The following is a 17,597-nucleotide window of genomic DNA, read 5'->3' as shown; positions in this document are numbered from 1 at the left end:
GATTTTGTTTATTCTGAATATAATTATGAACACAATAAATAAACCTTATGTATTTGTTATAGGTAATGAAAAAGGCGGGGCAGGTAAAACTACTTGCTGCATGCATCTGATAATAGCTCTGCTTTATCAAAATTGCTCTGTAGTAAGTATTGATATCGATTCAAGGCAAGGTTCTTTAACAAGCTATTTAAAAAATCGCGATTTATATAATCAACAAAATCCTGATAAAGCCGTATTAGTACCAAAACATTTTCATATATCTGAAGGAGAGATAGAAGAGCAAGCCAAGCATTTTGAGCAGGTACTCACAAATAATCCGGATGCCGATTATATAGTGATTGATACCCCAGGTAGTCATACTCCTTTATCAAGAGTTGCTCATTCTTACGCCGATACAATTATTACACCGATTAATGATAGTTTTCTAGATTTAGACGTAATAGCAACAATTGATAGCAAGGATGAAATTATTAGCCCATCAATATATAGTCAAATGATTTGGGAACAGAAAATGGAGCGTGCTAGTCGTGATAAAATTAGTATAGATTGGGTAATACTTCGTAATCGTTTAAGTAATCTTGATGCATTAAATAAAAGACGCGTAGGGAATGTATTAGCTAAACTTGCTAAAAGAATTAACTTTAAACTCGCAGAAGGATTTAGTGAACGTGTAATATATAGGGAGCTATTTTTACAAGGTCTAACATTATTTGATCTAAAAACTGCAAAATATGATAGAGCATTTAATAGCTCACACGTGCTTGCACGTCAAGAATTACGAAATTTTTTAGCCTTTCTAGGTATTAATGCTACGTTCAAAGGGTAATTTCTATACAAGTTTTTCTTGTATAAAGTTTAAAAAATATATATAATGGGCAAAATTAATATGTTTTAACTTGATAAAAGAAACAAATGCCAAATATTGCTGAAAATATTTCAAAACTACCGGAAGAACAAGAAAAAGTTAATAAGCTTGTTGATCAATACAAAAATTTAACTCCGGAAGAACAAAAAATTGTTGATAGAAAACTTAAGTTGCATTTTACAAAAGAAGAGCTAGAACAAGATGAGCTTAAATCAAGAATGAATAACATACGTAGTAATTTGTCCAATAAAGACCAAGAAAAACTACAAGCAGGTAATAATTCTATAGGTGAAATAGCAAAAGATGTATTATCGTTAGTTAAAGGAATAATAAATCTAGTAGAAAATGTTGCAGAGATAATTAAAAACCCTAAGAAAGCAATATATGACTGGATTAAAGGTGAGTTAAATCAAGTAAAACCTCAACAACAACATTATCCGCAACTCCCATCAAAGCCAAAAGCTGCTGCAATATCAAGATAAAACTTTAGTTTTTATTTGCAAAAATTTGCGATTTTATGTATATAATATAGGGGAAATCGTAATAAAGAAATAAAAATGCATAAATACAGAACTCATAATTGTAGCGAATTACAAATATCTGATGTTGGGAAAGAAGTTAAATTATCTGGCTGGGTACATAGAAGAAGAGATCATGGGCATCTGGTTTTCATAGATTTACGTGATCATTACGGTATAATTCAAATCGTATTTACCGATCAAAATCCACAGCTTATGGAGGATGCTAGCCGTTTGCGTTATGAGTCGGTAATTACGGTAAGGGGTACAGTTGTAGCAAGGTCAGATGACACAATTAATAATACGCTTCCGACAGGTCATGTTGAAGTGCTAGCTGTAGAATTTATTGTTGAGTCAGCTGCAGACACTCTACCTTTTGTTATTAATACTGAAAAAGACGCTCCGGAAGATTCAAGGCTTAAACATCGTTGTTTAGATCTTAGACGTGAGAAATTGCATAATAATATAATACTCCGCTCACAAATTATTTCTCATATTCGTCACTTGATGACGGCAAGAGGTTTTACCGAATTTCAAACGCCAATCCTAACTGCTAGCTCTCCTGAAGGTGCTAGGGATTTCTTAGTACCGAGTAGAATGCATCCTGGTAAGTTCTATGCATTACCGCAAGCACCTCAGCAATTCAAGCAACTCTTGATGGTTTCAGGTTTTGATCGTTATTTCCAAATTGCTCCTTGCTTTCGGGATGAAGATGCAAGAGCCGATAGATCACCAGGCGAGTTTTATCAGCTAGATTTAGAAATGTCGTTTGTTACACAGGAAGATGTATTTAGCACTATTGAGCCTGTGATATATGATTTATTTACTAAATTTACGGATAAGAAAGTATCAGAGACTCCTTTCGTTCGTATTCCATATAATGAATCTATGCTAAAATACGGCTCTGATAAACCTGACTTACGTAACCCTATTATAATTGCCGATGTAACTGAGATATTTAGAGATTCCGATTTTACGATTTTCAGGGAAAATATTAAAAAAGGAAGCATAGTGCGTGCAATTCCTGCCCCTAAGGCAGCTACACTGCCTCGTAGTTTCTTCGATAAAATGATAGAGTTTGCGATATCAGAAGGAGCAGGTGGACTTGGCTATATTCAGTTTAGTGAAACCGGTGAAGCAAAAGGACCGGTAGCAAAATTCTTAAGCCCGCAGCAATTAGAGAGTCTAAAAGCTACAGCTAGTATTAGTAACGGTGATGCTGTATTTTTTGCTAGCGCTAAAAAAGAAAAAGCTACAAAGCTTGCAGGTAAGGTTAGAATAAGACTTGGTGAAGAGCTGGATTTACTTGAAAAAGATTGCTTTAAATTCTGTTGGATTACTGATTTTCCATTTTATGAATTAAATGAAGAAACAGGTAAGATTGATTTTAGCCATAATCCATTTTCTATGCCACAAGGTGGTTTGGAAGCCTTAGACAATGCTAAAACAACTGAAGAACTACTTGAACTTAATGCATACCAGTATGATATTGTTTGTAACGGTATTGAGCTTTCCAGCGGTGCTATTAGAAACCATAAGCCGGAAATTATGTATAAAGCATTTTCCATAGCAGGTTATAGTGAGGAGGAAGTTGATAAGATATTTGGTGGTATGATTAGAGCGTTTAAGTTTGGTGCTCCACCACATGGCGGAATAGCTCCCGGTATTGACAGAATCGTTATGCTACTTGCAGAAGCTACTAATATAAGAGAAATAATTGCATTTCCTTTAAATCAGCAAGCTGAAGATTTACTAATGAACGCTCCAAGATATGTAGAAGATAAAGCTCTAAAAGCGCTAAGCATTATGCGATCACCGTCAGCTAGAAAAAATGCAGAGAAAGAATAAGAATTTATAATTATTGCTTAGGGATATGACATTGTTGATGGCTATCTCAATCGTCATTGCAAGCAGGTGTTGTTGCGTGGACCGGTAAAACCCACTGTGTCACCCCGTGGCTTGCTAACTAGGTCCATAAAAATAATAAACAAATACTAATGATTTTAGTATTTTAACTGGATCCCGTGGTCAAGCCACGGGGTGACAGAGATGAAATTGATCAACGCCTCCTCGCAATGACTTTTAAGGCATATCCTTAACATCTTTGTTTCTTTTGTTTCTGATTTTCACTTTTAGCTTGTAATTTAGAGAATGCAATTTCTTTTACTGCTTCTACTCTTTTTGGCTGAATGCCTTGATTTTCTTTTTGTTTTAATATGTTGCCAATTTTTATACTTTTTGCTATCAGCTTCTGTGTATCATGAATTTTATTTAAATTTTCAGGAGAAATTTTTTTCATAAAATAGTTTGAAATGTTAGATAAACCTATCTGTTCACAAAAATTTCCTACCTTGTAATATATAGTATCTTTGGCATTTAATTTGAAAGCTTTAGCATTTAATAAGTTGGTTGTATTTTCGATATTATCCTGATATTTTAAATCTTTCTTTATACCATCAACATCCTGCTCAGTAAGATAATTTGCTTTTTTTAGCTCTTTCATTATATTGTCGTAGAATTGTGTTACTTTTTTATCGGTTACGTTTTTAGTTATTGCCTGCTTTGTAAAATCAACGATTAGTGACTCCAACTTTTCGCCTGTAGATTTATCTTGTGTACGCATTGATTGTACAGGATCAAAAGTTTCTACTTCTACTTTATCTTTTTTAACCTCAACTTCTTTTTCTTTCCATTTTCCTTCTAAATCTTTGCTCCATTGTTGTTCCTTGATTATTTCTTGTTTCAAGCCTATAGCAGTTTTAATTTGGTAATTATTTTTATACGCCCACTCTTTAGCATCTATGCCTTCAATTTTAATGTGATTATTTATTGCATAGAGTACCGGGTCTTTTACAGGTGAATTAGCGAAAGCCTCTAACCAACCCCCATTGTTAAATTTAGGTAAAACATTACTGAATTTTGTTACTATCTCAGCTCCTTTGGCAACTTCTTGCATATTAATAAGATTTGCTTTTATACTGCCTTTATAGTGTTTCCGCAAATCATCAAAATTTTTAATATTAGTGGATAATGCAATATTTTTTGGATCAAACCCAGCTTTTTTTAATTCATCAATTTTTTGATCAACTATTGCTTCCATCTGTTTCTCATCAAATTGACTTATCATTTGATTTAACGATTCACTATATTTATCAATACTAAATGAGAAATTACCTGCTTTAATAGCAGCACTGTAGCCGACTCCAGGATGTGCAAACATTTCATTTGTTGATTGGATCATACTGCCAAAATCCTTATGAAATGCTAAAAAAGAGCGGCCATGATCAATTTTGGTTATTGTTTTACCATCCTGCACCATTAAATTACCAGCATGATAATCTACTTCCCCTAGCATATGACAAGCAGCTATGGCTTTTTCAAATCCTTCCAGCTTTTTTAAATTTTGATCATTAGCTCTGACTCTAGTTTGACCTGATAAACCGGAAAACTCTGTGAGTGTTACAGCATTATCAAAAAATTTAGAACGTACATAAAGTGAATCAGGGTGTTTTTCATCCGCTTTTACCAGCCCTTCTTTTGGTGCTCGATCATGTAATAAAAATTGATACATGGTGGATCCTATGAATTCTTGTACCCCGTCTCTTCGGTCAGAAATAGCCTGTTTTCGTGCATTATTATCTTGTATTTTTTGGCATGCAGCATGAGTTTTATAAAAATGTTTTAAAATAAAAGTATTTCCTAGTTCATCTTTAGCGACATAACCAGCAGAAACTCCTGCTGCCTTTTTTCCTTTCTCCTCAAACTCAGCTTGCTGTGCCACTCTCTTATCACGTAGCATAGCATCAATTGCTTTTTTAGGATCATTAGGATTTCTTATTTCTTCAAGTTTTCTGTAATCTGCGTCATATCGGCTATCCTCTAATCCAACTTGTCGTTTAATTGCCTCTTCCATAACTACATGTTGTAAAAGAGGTGCATCGATTATTTCTCTGAATTCCCTGTATTTATCTCCTGGAAATGCATTTTTTATTATTGTTGTGACTTTAGCCAAACCACGACCATCCAAATCGGCTAATGCCATTTGATTAACATATGGACCTGCAGTAGTAGGGGATTGGTCCTTAGAAAGATCAATAGCAGATGAGGCAATGGCCTCGCAGGATCTAGATATTTTGGCATTCAATGCTGTATCTTCTGTTCTCAAGGCTTCAAAAAGTTGCTCTTGTAATAATAATTCCTGTTGAGTTTTCAAAATAACCTGCTATATTAATTAATCCCTTCTATTGCCTAAAAATCTTATTAGATATAGGAAAAGATTTATAAACTCTAAGTATAAAGTAAAGGCTGCCATAATAGAAAGCTTTTGTCCTACTTCATCGTTTCCTGCCATGTAATACATAGACTTAATCTTTTGTGTGTCCCAAGCAATTAATCCCATAAATACTACTATTCCAATAAGAGAAGTAGCAAAAGAAAGAGCTGAGCTTTTCAGAAACAAGTTGACTAATGAAGCAATGATAAGACCTATAAGACCCATTGCAAAAAATGAACCCATAGATGTTAAATCTCTACTTGTACTATAACCGTACAAACTCATTGCTCCAAAAACGGAAGAGCAAATAAAGAAAGTACGAGCTATTGAGGTACCGGTATAAATAAGAGCTAAATATGCAAGCGACATACCGGTTAAACCGGCATAAACCCAAAATAATATTTGTGCTGTTTTCAGGTGCATTCGTCCGAAGCCCATAAAGAAATATAAAGCAATACCGAGCGGAGCAAACATTATAATAGTACCGAAACCTGTTTGAAACATTAAATTATAAATAGGTTCAACTGATATAGTCGTTATGGCCGCTACACCGGTTAGTAAAAGTGCCAAAGCCATATAATTATATACTTTAAGCATGTATTTTCTTAAGCCTTCATCAAAAGTTTTATTCTTTGAGGTGGCAGTTAAAGTTTTTGTATAATCGATCATAAGTAACCTTAGGATTATGTTATTTACATTATATAATAAAATATAGTCTGTTAGAGCTGTTTTTGCAAGCTATAATTATAAATATCTTGCATTGAATATAAAGCTGGTGATTTATCTTGTAGCCAAATAGCGGCTTTAATTGCACCAATGACAAAAGAATTTTTATTCAGAGCTTCGTGTTTTAAAGTGATTATTTCATCGTCACCTAGTAAAGATATTTCGTGTATACCGTGAACATTGCCACCACGAAGCGAGGAAATACCTATTTCTTTTTCGCTTCTTGGTCTGTTACCACGATTAAATGCTATATTTAATCCTTTTTCGCTTGCAATCGTTTCAGCAAGCATAATAGCAGTTCCTGAGGGTGAATCTTTTTTATTACGGTGATGGGTTTCTAGAATTTCAATATCGTAATCATCTAGTATTTTTGTTGCCTTTCTTGCTAAATAGCTTAGCAAATTAGCCCCGATACTCATATTTGCAGAATATAAAATAGGTAAAGTTTGAGCTGCTTTTTCTAAAAGCTTAAAATGTTGAGGCTGCAGTCCTGTGGTTCCGATTACTAATTTTGTATTATGTTTGCATGCATAATTAATTAATTTTTCTAATATTTCAGGAGTGGAAAAATCGATGATTACATCAGAATTTTTACAAAAATTATTTAAATCATCTAAATTATTAGTACTATTAAATTTTGCTAAAATTTTGCAATCTTTAAATTTATCTATTCTCTCTAGAATAGTTTTTCCCATTTTACCGGTAGAACCGCTAAGACCGATATTTATCATATTGGTAATAATATATTTCTAATAAATGAAACAAGTATACAATTTATGAAAATATAATAGAGGCTTTAAGTCATTTTTAATAGTAGTATTTATTACTTCACCGATAAATAAAACATGATCACCGGCATCGTAAGAATCATATTTATTACATTCTATATGACAAGTTGCACCGTTTATTAAAGGACAATCAGTTTTATTACCAAGCTCATAAGCAATTTTTGTAAATTTATTAGGTTGTGATTTAGCAAAATGTCTTGAGATATCAATTTGATTCTCTGCTAAAATACTAACTGCAAACTTATCACTTTTTTGAAAACTGTTTATACTAAAAGAATTTTTATTAAGGCAAAATAATATTAACGGCGGTTTTAAAGATACAGAAGTAAAAGAACTAGCAGTAAAGCCAAAAAGCTTGTTGTTACAATTTGTTGTTATAATAGTCACTCCTTGAGGGAATCGGCTCATAGCGTCTTTAAATTGACTTTCTGTTACTGTCCCAGCCATTTTTTTATAATTTTATTAATGGTTCCATCTTTTTTTAATAAATCTATTGCTTCATTAATTTCATTAATTAGTCCTGAGTTTTTAGACATACCTATAGCAAAATCGGATGACAATTCTTCTAAAGTACTGCTTTCTAAATTTGAATTATTTTCTTTTAATTTTTTGCCTTGAAATTCCTCAGAAATAATAGCATCTATGACTCTAGCTTTTAATTCTTCAACTAACATTAAATGATTTGCTAAAGAATGAACTTTAATATTCATCGTCTGTGATAAATCTTGTGCTTTTTTTTCTAAAACACTACCGAGCTGTACTCCTACTATTTTATTCTCTAGATCTTTGCTATTTTGTATATTATCACCTGTTCTATATATTATAGCAAATCTTGCAGTAGCGTAATGATTGGAAAAGCTGATATATTCGGCACGCTCAGGTGTTACGGAAAGCGCCGCCACCGCAACGTCAATATTTTCACTAACTAGAGCTGCAAGTAAACCGTTAAAGTCAAAGTTTTTTATAATAACTTTTTTATTTAGACGTTTGCTTATTGCTTTGATAATATCAATATCAATCCCGACAATCTCTCCATCTTGGATGAATTCATAAGGAGGATTATCTGCGGCAGTACCGACTATTAAAGTTTTTTCAGTTGCTGTTTTTTCACAAGAAACTAATAAGAAAGATAGTAAAAATATTTTCAGAAATTTCATAAAATAATGTTTTAAGTTTGAGTATGTCCTCTAGCGAGGCATTGGTCTTGTTGTATGGCTTAAAAAACCCGTTCGGTGTCATCCGGTGGCTTGACCACGGTATGACATAGGCGAAATTGATCCACGCTGGCAACGCCTTCTCGCAATGACGGTTCCGATATCCGTATCCGTGCAACATTACCAACAAACATCAAGAACTCAATTTCTCCTTTAAAAGCTGATTCACAAGCGTCGGATTAGCCTTACCGCCGGTTTTTTTCATTACTTGCCCTACAAAGAAACCGAATAATTTATCCTTACCGTTTCTATAACACTCTACTGATTCAGGATTTTCAGCTATCACCTCGTCAATTACCGTGTTTAGCACGTTATTATCCGAAACTTGTACAAGTCCTTTTTCCTCTACTATTTTATCAGCTGCTTTACCGGTTTCAAACATAATTTCAAAAACGGTTTTTGCAATTTTACCGGAAATAGTATCATTTTCTATTAATTTTATTAGTTTTGCAAAGTCACTAGGAGTAATTTTGCATTCATTTATTCCGATCGATGTTTTGTTTAATTGTCCGAACAACTCACTGGTTAGCCAATTAGTAAGCATTTTAGGGTTACATTCATTTACTGCTTTCTCAAAATAGTCAGCAACTGATTCATCAGCTACTATTACTTCAGCATCATATTTACTTAAGCCAAATTCCTTCGTATATTTTTCAATCTTTTGATCAGGTAGCTCAGGTAAATTTGTTTTTAGCTCGTCTATTAACTTATCGGAAATAACAAGCGGTAATAAATCAGGATCAGGAAAATATCTATAATCAAGTGCTTCTTCTTTTAAACGCATAGTTCTTGTTTCACCGCTATCGGCATTAAATAAGCGTGTTTCTTGAATTATTGCTTCACCGCTTTCAAGCAAGTCTACTTGTCTTTTAGCTTCAAATTCTATTGCTTTAATAATATTACGAATTGAATTAATATTTTTAATTTCGCATCTTGTGCCGAGTGGTTCACCGCTACGTCGTACTGAAATATTAGCATCACAACGCATTGAGCCTTTTTCCATATCACCGTCGCAGCTGCCAATATAACGTAACAAATTTCTCAGCTTTTTTACAAATTCAGCCGCTTCGTCCGGTGATGATATATCAGGTTCGGTCACAATTTCCATAAGCCCAATACCGGCACGGTTTAAATCGATAAAGCTGTAATGTGGTGATTGATCATGCATAGATTTACCAGCATCTTGCTCTAAATGCAAACGGTTAATACGAATAGTTTTCAGATCGCCGGTACTAGTCGGTATTTCCATAGTGCCGTTTTGTACTATAGGATAGTAAAATTGTGAAATTTGGTAACCTTGCGGCAGATCGGCATAAAAATAATTTTTACGATCAAATACCGAATATTTATTTATTTTAGCTTTAAGCCCAAGTCCTGTTTTAATTGCTTGGTGTACACAGTGCTTATTTAATACCGGTAACATCCCAGGCATTGCTGCATCAACATAGGAAACCTGCGAATTTGGACTTGCTACAAAAATAGTACTACTTCCTGAAAAAATCTTAGATTTTGAAGAAATTTGAGCATGGATTTCAAGTCCTATTACATATTCCCATTTTCCCGTATTACCTTCAATATATGCCATAATTAAAAACCCATATGAATGCCCAGTGAGCAATTACTAAAGTCATTACTAACTGAATAAAATATTTTAGGAATCAAGCTTGGAACACTCCTACGCTTGATTTTAAAATAAAAAATTAATATATAGTAAAATACATTAAATTACTAAAACTTTATAAAATCAATTACTAGCTTTGGTTAAAACCCTGCCGGCTCAAATTTAATATGTTTTACACCTGACTCAATTGTCGATGCTATTTTCAAAACATTATATTCGTCTAATTGTTTACCTATAATCTGCATCCCAAGAGGTAAACCTCGTGCCGATAATCCGGCAGGAACTGATGCACAAGGTAAACCGGCTAAACTTGCAGGAATAGTAAATAAATCGTTTAAATACATAATAGTCGGATCATTTTGTTTTTCACCGATCTTAAATGCTTCAGTCGGTGCTGCAGGTAACAAAATGGCATCAACTTTTGCAAAAGCATTATTAAAATCGTTTGCAACTAAACGACGTACTTTTTGAGCTTTGAGATAATATGCATTCATACAACTCGATGAAAGCACATATGTTCCAATCATAATACGACGTTTTACTTCCTCCCCAAATCCGGCTGATCTAGTCATTTCATACATTTCGTCAAGTGTCATATTTTCATGTTCTACTCGAAGACCGTATCTAACGCCGTCATATCTAGATAAATTTGAAGAAGCTTCAGCCGGTGCTATTACGTAATAAACGGCAACACCGTATTTAGCATGCGGCAAAGTAATATCCACTATTTCAGCACCGGCGTTTTTAAGTAGCTCTATAGTATCCTGCCACATTTTCATAATATCAGGTTCAATACCACCTTCACCAAGGTTAAGAGGTACGCCTATCTTTATATTTTTCATAGAACTTCCGATAGCGGATTGTAATTCTGGAACTTCTGCTTTAATCGAAGTAGAATCTTTTTCGTCAAACCCCATCATCGCTTCAAGCATAATGCTACTGTCTAAAACGCTTCTAGTGAATATTCCTGCTTGATCAAGTGAGCTAGCAAACGATACCATCCCGTATCTTGAGCAACGACCATATGTCGGTTTAAATCCAACTAAACCCGTAAAGCTTGCAGGTTGACGTACCGAGCCACCAGTATCACTACCAAGAGCCGCGGAGGCCATAAATCCACTAACTGCCGCAGCTGAACCACCTGAAGAACCGCCAGGAACTAAATCAGCATTATCATCATTTGTTTTCCAAGGGCTAATTACATTTCCGAAACAACTAGTAATATTTGCTGAACCCATCGCAAATTCATCCATATTGGTTTTGCCGAGCATCACGCCGCCCTTATCAAAAATATTTTGTGTAACGCTTGATTCATAATTAGGTATAAAATTTTTCAGTATATTAGAACATGCCGTAGTTCTAATGCCTTTTGTACAGAAAAGATCTTTAGCGGCGAACGGGATACCCTCAAGTGTTCGCGGTTGATTTTGAGCATAATTTTGATCGGCTGCTTCAGCCTGTTTTAAAGCTAAATCAAAAGTTTCGGTAACATAAGCATTGAGATTTTTATGTTTTTCTATTTGTTTAATATGTGCATTAACTAATTCTTTACTTGTAAAATCTTTATTTTTAAAACCTTTTATACTGTCTGCTACTGTTAATTTGTTTAGTTCTGTCATAATTATTCAACAACCTTTGGAGTGATAAAATATTTTACTTCTTTAGCAAGCTGAGCACTATTTCCGCTTACATTATCAAATAATTTGTTTGATAAATCAGAACTTGTAACGGCGTCCTCTCGCATTCTAGCATTCATATTAGAAACTGAGGTTAAAGGCTCTATATCTTTGCAATCTATTTCATTTAAAATATCGATCATATACATAATAGTACTAAGCTGAGTAGAAAATTTTTCTACAGTATCTTCTTCAAATTTTAATCTAGCTAATTTTGCTATTTTTTGTGCTTCTTCTTTTGTAATCATAGTTTTATTATTTTGAGTAGTATAGTCTAATGTTATTCACGTGCAGTCTTGCTTGCGTAGCTCCGATGTCATGCCTACGACTTGTAAGCTAGATCTTGGATATAGCCTGTGATCCAAGATTCTATAGCCGATTTTATTTCATTAAGTCATAAAAGCTAATTAGTTATTTTTTCTAAAACTATCTTATGATCAAAACCACCATTAACTTTCTTTTTGTTTTTTAATATATCTTTTAGTTTATAGCCATTAATATTATAAATTGTTTCAAGTACTTCTAATATATCAGCAACTTCTTCCATATACTTAATCTTGTAAAAATTCCTCTACTTCTTCTAGTAGTTTATTTTTTAATAATTCTTTATACTCATATGATTCAGCAATATGAGTAACTGGTATCCTACCTGATTTTGAGATAATTTCTGGAATTAAATCTCTAACTAATTTTGTCAGTATAGAGTCAATTTATGTCATTCTCTCTTGGCATTGTTGCGTGGATCGGTAAACCCATTCTGTCACCTAGTTCGCTTGACCACGGGGGTGAATGTGTAACCTTATCAAACAGTCATTATTTCTTGTTCTTTTTGTTTTATTGCCGAGTCAACTTTACTGCTATATTCATCAGTTAACTTTTGTACTTGTTCAGATAAGTTATGATGCTCATCTTTTGCAATAATATTATCCTTTTCTAGCTTTTTAAGTTCTTCATTGCCGTCTCTTCTAATATTACGTAATGAAATTTTAGTATTCTCACCGTATTTATGAGCAAGCTTTACCAGTTCTTTACGTCTTTCTTCAGTTAAAGCCGGTATAGGTAGTCTGATTAATTGACCGTCCGTTGCTGGAGTTAAGCCAAGATTTGCTATAGTAATTCCTTTTTCTACTGAGGATACCATAGATTTATCCCAAACATGCACGTTAATTGTTCGTGCATCAGGGGTGGATAGAGAAGCAACTTGTGAAAGCAGCATTTTACTACCGTAAGCTTCCACGGTTACGTTATCAAGCAAATTAACTGAAGCTCTACCGGTACGTAGCCCTTTAAGCTCATGATCTAAAACTTTGAGAGCTTTATCCATTTTTTCTTGTAAAATTTTCTTTAACGTTTCTGTATCCATATTATTTTATCCGTATATTATTAATTGAGACATTGTTATGTGTATTGGGAATGACATAAAACGAGTCATGCAACAACGCCATAAAAATCATACCACAATTCACACTACTTATTCTTCAATTGTCGTATATTCGCCTTTATCTTGTATTACTCTAGCAAAATTTCCCTGTTTTTTTATCGAAAATATTCTTATAGGTAATTTATTTTCTCTTGCAACTGCAATAGCTGCCGTATCCATGACTTGCAGGTTGTTAGTTATAACATCTTTATAGTTAATAGTGAAATATTTTTTAGCATCAGGATTTTTTTTAGGGTCGGAATCATATACGCCGTCAACCTGAGTTGCTTTTAATAAAATATCGCAATTCATTTCAATTGCACGAAGTACTGCGGCACTATCGGTTGTACAAAACGGGTTACCCGTACCACCGGCAAAAATTACTACACGCTTTTTTTCCATATGTCTTTTAGCTTTACGGCGAATATAAGGCTCGCACACGCTCATCATAGGAATAGCCGATAGAACTCTTGTATAGATACCTAAGCTTTCCATAACGTTTTGTAAAGTTAATGCATTAATCACCGTTGCAAGCATACCTATATAATCCGCTGAAGCTCGGTCCATACCGACGAGTGCTGCATTAATCCCACGGTAAATATTTCCGCCACCGACTACGATAGCGACTTCTACTCCTAAATCAATGACCTCCTTAATATCGCCAGCAATCTTTTTTATTACCTCATATTCATGCCCAAACTGCTTGTCCCCCATTAAAGCTTCTCCTGAAACTTTAAGCAAAACTTTTTTATACTTTAGAGCGTTTATATCTGATATCATTTCCTACTTCAAGTTGTTTTTTATTTTTTTAATCATTCTACCTCTTTGTAGGTCGATAATCGATGATTTATTGAGTGCATGCACTAGTAACATATTATTATTTATATCAAGTGTTACCGTACCAGGTGTTAATGTAATCGAGTTACTATAAATTACTTCACCGATTTCTTCCAGCCCTTCTGCGTCAATCCATTCAAAAATCGGCTCTATCTCTATCTTGCTTTGCCAAATTATTTTGATAACCGAGAAAGCTGATTTCCATATTTCTAATAATAACCAAGGAAAATATAATATAAATTTAATTTTAGTGAGCATTAACATTTTCAGTTAATTTGATATTTGAAGTAAAAGGTATTAGTAGCATTATAAATACAAATAACAGCCCTATCATATTAAATATATTATTTATTGCAATTACAAAAGCATCATTATTTAATTTGTTTGCTAATAACAAATATGATGCTTTTTCAGGATTAAGAACTTTTTCGCTTAATAATTCAGTATAAGAATCTAGCTGTTCTAATGCCATTATAGAAGTAGATGAGATATTTTCCAATAAATATTGCATAAAGATTTTAGTATCATTAGTAAGTATAGTGCTGATTATTGCAAGCCCTACTGCTCCTCCTAAATTACAAGTAAGATTATAAAGCCCGCTAGCGTGACCTACTCTTTCTTTTGGCATATTGCCAAGAGCTACATTATTAGTCGGTATAAAACAAAACATTAAGGAAAGCCCTCTAACAACTTGAGGAAGCACAAAGGCAGCAAATTTAGAATCAGGTGTTAGAAAACTATTCAAATGACATCCAAGATCAAACCCTCCAAGCCCTATAATAAGCATAAGGCGTAAATCTACCCCTAGCCCTAACATCCTACCGGCAAGTGGTGCAGATAAAAATTGTGCTCCGCCCGTCACCATCATAGTAGCCACGATTTGTAATGTATCATATCCGGCAATAGTAAAGAGAAATAGCGGTAATATATATACTGCCCCGTATAATCCGATACCCATAACGAATGAATAAAGGCAACCAAAAGTAAAGTCTTTATAAAGGAATGTTTTTAAATCTAAAATTGGATTAATAAAGGTTAGTTCTCTAATGATTAATAAAACCTAAAGCTACTGCAATACTTAAGAATAATATTAAATTATCCTCAAGCCAACCTTTTTTATTGCCTTCTTCTAAAACATACTGTAATAAGCCGAGCGTTAAAGCCATTAATAATATACCGAGAAAATCAAAATTTTTCAGTAATTTATAATTTGGTTTATCAAAATCCCCATATAAAAATACTACCGTGCATACGAAAATACCGGGTATGACGTTTAATAAAAACATAAAATGCCATGATAAAATCTCTGTAATATATCCACCGAGTGTAGGTCCTAAAGTAGAGGCGACAGTTACGACAAGTCCAATTAAGATAGTAACAGTAGGACGTTGTGATGCAGGAAAAATTATAAAAACGGTACTAAAGACCGTCGGTATTATAGCACCGCCAAAAAATCCTTGTAATGCTCTAAAGATAATCATGGATTCAATATTAGTTGCAAGCGAACATAATACGCTCATAACCGTAAACCATAAAGCTGCAATAAAATAAGAAACTCTAGTAGAAAGTAACCTTGCTAAAAAGCCGGTAATAGGAATAATGATAACTTCAGCTATTAAGTAAGATGTTTGAACCCAAGAAAGTTCATCGCTTGAAGCGGCAAGACCTGCAGCTATTACAGATAATGAGCTAGCGACAATTTGAATATCAAGTACCGACATGAACATTCCGACAACCATACCAAAAAAAAGCAAATAATTGCTTTTTAGAAAGGGCAGGCGGTTGTAAATTATCATTTGACATAATGAAATTATACAGTTTAAATTAAATAAAGTTAATAAGTGACATAAAAATATATGTTTAAAATAAAAAATTGTTATATAACTTTTAATTTTTAATTAAACTATTTATTAGGATATAAGTAGACAAGACCTAATATATGGTAATCATTTTATTTATATTTAGCAAATAATAAATATGTGATTGATTTATTAAAAAATATTTACTATAATATCAACATTTGTTAGCTATAATTGATTTATCAATATGCAAAATCCAGCACAAAAAGTTATATCTTTTTCAGAGCATAAATCTGATATAGAACACATAAAGAAATCAATAGAAGAAGGGTGGGTGATAGTAAAGCTAGTACCTAATAAAGACCGTTTTATCGGACTTTTAGAAAAGATTTCGCATGCTGAAGATGAAACAATCTATATTCCTCCAAGAAAAAAGATAATAGTTAATTAATACGAATAGTGAGTTATTACATAATCTGCTATTCGGCTAAAAAGTTGAATATAAAAGGTGAAAAGTAGATTTCATCTTTTATATAAAGCTAAGTATATATTATTTTTTAGCAAAAACTTATAATGCTTTACAAAGTATAATAGAATTGCCTAAAAAGTGATTTTGTTTATACCTCTCTTAAAAAGATTTTATTGTCGTTCTCGTGTAGCATTATTGTGTGGACCTGTAAAACCCATTGTGTCACTTAGTTCGCTTGACCATGTAGTCCATAAAAACAATAAAAAAGACTAAGGCCCTCGCTATCTTATTCTCAATCTTCTGCTCTAACCTCGACAAAGCATTGTCATTTACTGCCTTTACTGCTAGTGCCGTTACTTTCTCTATTGTTATTTAAGGCTTGTATCTCTTTAAATAAGGTGATTTTATTTTTTTAGATAAGGTATTACTTTTTCTCTTAGTTCAGGTATCATAATTGCTATATTAACTAAAAAAGAGTCTGTATAAATATGAACACAACTTTTATCTAGATTTATAAATTTTTTAATAAATGGTAATATAATATCAAAATCTATTTTTTAAATCTGATTACTATATAAATGAATCCTTGAAAAGCAGTTTTATATATTTGCTCACTTTCTGTTTTTTCAAGAAAATACAGGCAAACCTCTAATGCTTCTTTAAATTTAAAGAATTTTGACAGAAACTTAAAATAAACTCTATTTTTTCTTCTTCATTATTTAAGTAGAGCATTAATGTTTTATCTGTATATCTCTTTAAAATTTTTCCAGTAAAAAATCAATTCCATTTTTAAAATATTCCAAATGAATCTTTCTGCTTAATCTTATTACATGGTAAGTAATCTGCTCTAAGGTATCTTTAGTTTCATATAATATTCTCTCATTTTTACTATTTAAGTTGTTAAACAAAATAGGCAATATTAATTTTGCTTTAATATTGCTAAACCTAAAGGCTAAGATTCCTAAAGTTTGAAGTGCCGCAGCTTGTATTAATTCTTCAGGATTATTTAAATTTTTAATAATACAATCCATTGCTTCATCATAATTTTCATAATGCCCTATATTTATTATATAATAGAAAGATTTTTCCCATTTTGGAAGATTAATCACATCAGATTGCTTCATAAATTCTTCTTCGTTCACTATCATAACTAATGTCCTTATTTTATATTTTAATAACCATTCTTTATATTTTGCAGGTAATCTAGCTTGAATCAGCTTGAATCAATTTTTCAAAACTTTTTATTGTTTCTCAGTTAGAAGGATCATACGCGTCAAGTTAAGGAAAGTAAGTAAGCAATTTGCAAGGAATTTGCTAATTGCAACTCTGTTAGCTAGAAAAAATGATATTTAAAAAGGGAAGTGAAGAGTATAAGTATTAGCACTGTAACG

General features: G+C 32.9%; 18 protein-coding genes and 1 pseudogene. 4 read left to right on the top strand and 15 right to left on the bottom strand.

Translation table 11 applies throughout. From position 1 onward, the window contains the following. The first annotated feature begins 25 nt into the window (after positions 1 to 25). The 3 genes from ACKTSD_RS07190 (at position 26) to aspS (ending at position 3,231) form a co-directional block, all read left to right on the top strand. Positions 26 to 826: a division plane positioning ATPase MipZ gene (locus ACKTSD_RS07190; protein ID WP_412708637.1), complete on the top strand. Its 801-nt coding sequence runs from the start codon at positions 26 to 28 to the stop codon at positions 824 to 826. A gap of 86 nt (positions 827 to 912) precedes the next feature. Then, positions 913 to 1,347 (top strand): DUF3106 domain-containing protein, encoded by a 435-nt coding sequence (locus ACKTSD_RS07185; RefSeq protein ID WP_412708636.1) that lies wholly within the window; start codon positions 913 to 915, stop codon positions 1,345 to 1,347. Between the two features lie 75 nt (positions 1,348 to 1,422). Further along, entirely contained in the window at positions 1,423 to 3,231 is a 1,809-nt protein-coding gene (gene aspS, locus ACKTSD_RS07180; protein WP_412708635.1) for an aspartate--tRNA ligase, read from the top strand. Positions 3,232 to 3,478: 247 nt separating this feature from the next. Here aspS and risK1 read toward each other — a convergent pair whose 3' ends face one another. The 14 genes and pseudogenes from risK1 to ACKTSD_RS07115 form a co-directional block, all read right to left on the bottom strand. Then, positions 3,479 to 5,596 carry a T4SS effector phosphatidylinositol 3-Kinase RisK1 gene (gene risK1, locus ACKTSD_RS07175; RefSeq protein ID WP_412708634.1) on the bottom strand — a complete coding sequence of 706 codons (2,118 nt, stop codon included), beginning with the start codon at positions 5,594 to 5,596 and terminating at the stop codon, positions 3,479 to 3,481. 18 nt (positions 5,597 to 5,614) lie between these two features. Continuing rightward, positions 5,615 to 6,325, bottom strand: a complete 711-nt coding sequence (locus ACKTSD_RS07170; RefSeq protein ID WP_412708633.1) for a Bax inhibitor-1/YccA family protein — start codon at positions 6,323 to 6,325, stop codon at positions 5,615 to 5,617. Between the two features lie 50 nt (positions 6,326 to 6,375). Beyond that, the gene (gene dapB, locus ACKTSD_RS07165) at positions 6,376 to 7,113 is read right to left on the bottom strand and encodes a 4-hydroxy-tetrahydrodipicolinate reductase (protein WP_412708632.1); all 738 of its coding nucleotides are present in this window, start codon (positions 7,111 to 7,113) and stop codon (positions 6,376 to 6,378) included. Between the two features lie 18 nt (positions 7,114 to 7,131). Next, positions 7,132 to 7,617: a flavin reductase family protein gene (locus ACKTSD_RS07160; protein ID WP_412708631.1), complete on the bottom strand. Its 486-nt coding sequence runs from the start codon at positions 7,615 to 7,617 to the stop codon at positions 7,132 to 7,134. Beyond that, positions 7,602 to 8,327: an ABC transporter substrate-binding protein gene (locus ACKTSD_RS07155; protein WP_412708630.1), complete on the bottom strand. Its 726-nt coding sequence runs from the start codon at positions 8,325 to 8,327 to the stop codon at positions 7,602 to 7,604. Before ACKTSD_RS07155 ends, ACKTSD_RS07160 begins: the two co-directional genes overlap by 16 nt. A gap of 190 nt (positions 8,328 to 8,517) precedes the next feature. Then, entirely contained in the window at positions 8,518 to 9,969 is a 1,452-nt protein-coding gene (gatB, locus tag ACKTSD_RS07150; protein ID WP_412708629.1) for an Asp-tRNA(Asn)/Glu-tRNA(Gln) amidotransferase subunit GatB, read from the bottom strand. 176 nt (positions 9,970 to 10,145) lie between these two features. Then, on the bottom strand, positions 10,146 to 11,624 hold the full coding sequence (gene gatA, locus ACKTSD_RS07145; RefSeq protein WP_412708628.1) for an Asp-tRNA(Asn)/Glu-tRNA(Gln) amidotransferase subunit GatA: 1,479 nt from the start codon (positions 11,622 to 11,624) through the stop codon (positions 10,146 to 10,148). Positions 11,625 to 11,626: 2 nt separating this feature from the next. Continuing rightward, a complete protein-coding gene (gene gatC / locus ACKTSD_RS07140) occupies positions 11,627 to 11,929 on the bottom strand; it encodes an Asp-tRNA(Asn)/Glu-tRNA(Gln) amidotransferase subunit GatC (RefSeq protein ID WP_412708627.1) in 303 nt (100 codons plus the stop codon). Positions 11,930 to 12,084: 155 nt separating this feature from the next. Beyond that, positions 12,085 to 12,228, bottom strand: coding sequence for a hypothetical protein (locus tag ACKTSD_RS07135; RefSeq protein WP_412708626.1), 144 nt, complete (start codon positions 12,226 to 12,228; stop codon positions 12,085 to 12,087). Positions 12,229 to 12,232: 4 nt separating this feature from the next. Next, positions 12,233 to 12,379 (bottom strand): nucleoside triphosphate pyrophosphohydrolase family protein, encoded by a 147-nt coding sequence (locus ACKTSD_RS07895; RefSeq protein ID WP_490337788.1) that lies wholly within the window; start codon positions 12,377 to 12,379, stop codon positions 12,233 to 12,235. 104 nt (positions 12,380 to 12,483) lie between these two features. Then, positions 12,484 to 13,044: a ribosome recycling factor gene (gene frr, locus ACKTSD_RS07130; protein ID WP_412708625.1), complete on the bottom strand. Its 561-nt coding sequence runs from the start codon at positions 13,042 to 13,044 to the stop codon at positions 12,484 to 12,486. 108 nt (positions 13,045 to 13,152) lie between these two features. Continuing rightward, positions 13,153 to 13,881 (bottom strand): UMP kinase, encoded by a 729-nt coding sequence (gene pyrH / locus ACKTSD_RS07125; protein ID WP_412708624.1) that lies wholly within the window; start codon positions 13,879 to 13,881, stop codon positions 13,153 to 13,155. A gap of 3 nt (positions 13,882 to 13,884) precedes the next feature. Further along, positions 13,885 to 14,202, bottom strand: a complete 318-nt coding sequence (locus ACKTSD_RS07120; RefSeq protein ID WP_412708623.1) for a monovalent cation/H+ antiporter subunit E — start codon at positions 14,200 to 14,202, stop codon at positions 13,885 to 13,887. Beyond that, a pseudogene (locus ACKTSD_RS07115) lies at positions 14,186 to 15,741 on the bottom strand (DHA2 family efflux MFS transporter permease subunit). The gene ACKTSD_RS07120 and the pseudogene ACKTSD_RS07115 overlap by 17 nt, the downstream one beginning before the upstream one ends. Positions 15,742 to 15,984: 243 nt before the next feature. Here ACKTSD_RS07115 and ACKTSD_RS07110 point away from each other — a divergent pair. Then, positions 15,985 to 16,188: a DUF2674 domain-containing protein gene (locus ACKTSD_RS07110; protein WP_412708622.1), complete on the top strand. Its 204-nt coding sequence runs from the start codon at positions 15,985 to 15,987 to the stop codon at positions 16,186 to 16,188. Positions 16,189 to 16,961: 773 nt separating this feature from the next. Here the strand turns inward: ACKTSD_RS07110 and ACKTSD_RS07105 are convergent. Beyond that, positions 16,962 to 17,354, bottom strand: coding sequence for a hypothetical protein (locus ACKTSD_RS07105; RefSeq protein WP_412708621.1), 393 nt, complete (start codon positions 17,352 to 17,354; stop codon positions 16,962 to 16,964). Positions 17,355 to 17,597: the final 243 nt, after the last annotated feature.

It is taken from the genome of Candidatus Rickettsia kedanie, assembly GCF_045865205.1.
Classification (GTDB): domain Bacteria; phylum Pseudomonadota; class Alphaproteobacteria; order Rickettsiales; family Rickettsiaceae; genus Rickettsia; species Rickettsia australis.
The sequence above is the reverse complement of the archived record's forward strand: the minus strand, read 5'-3'. Positions and strand labels throughout refer to the sequence as shown.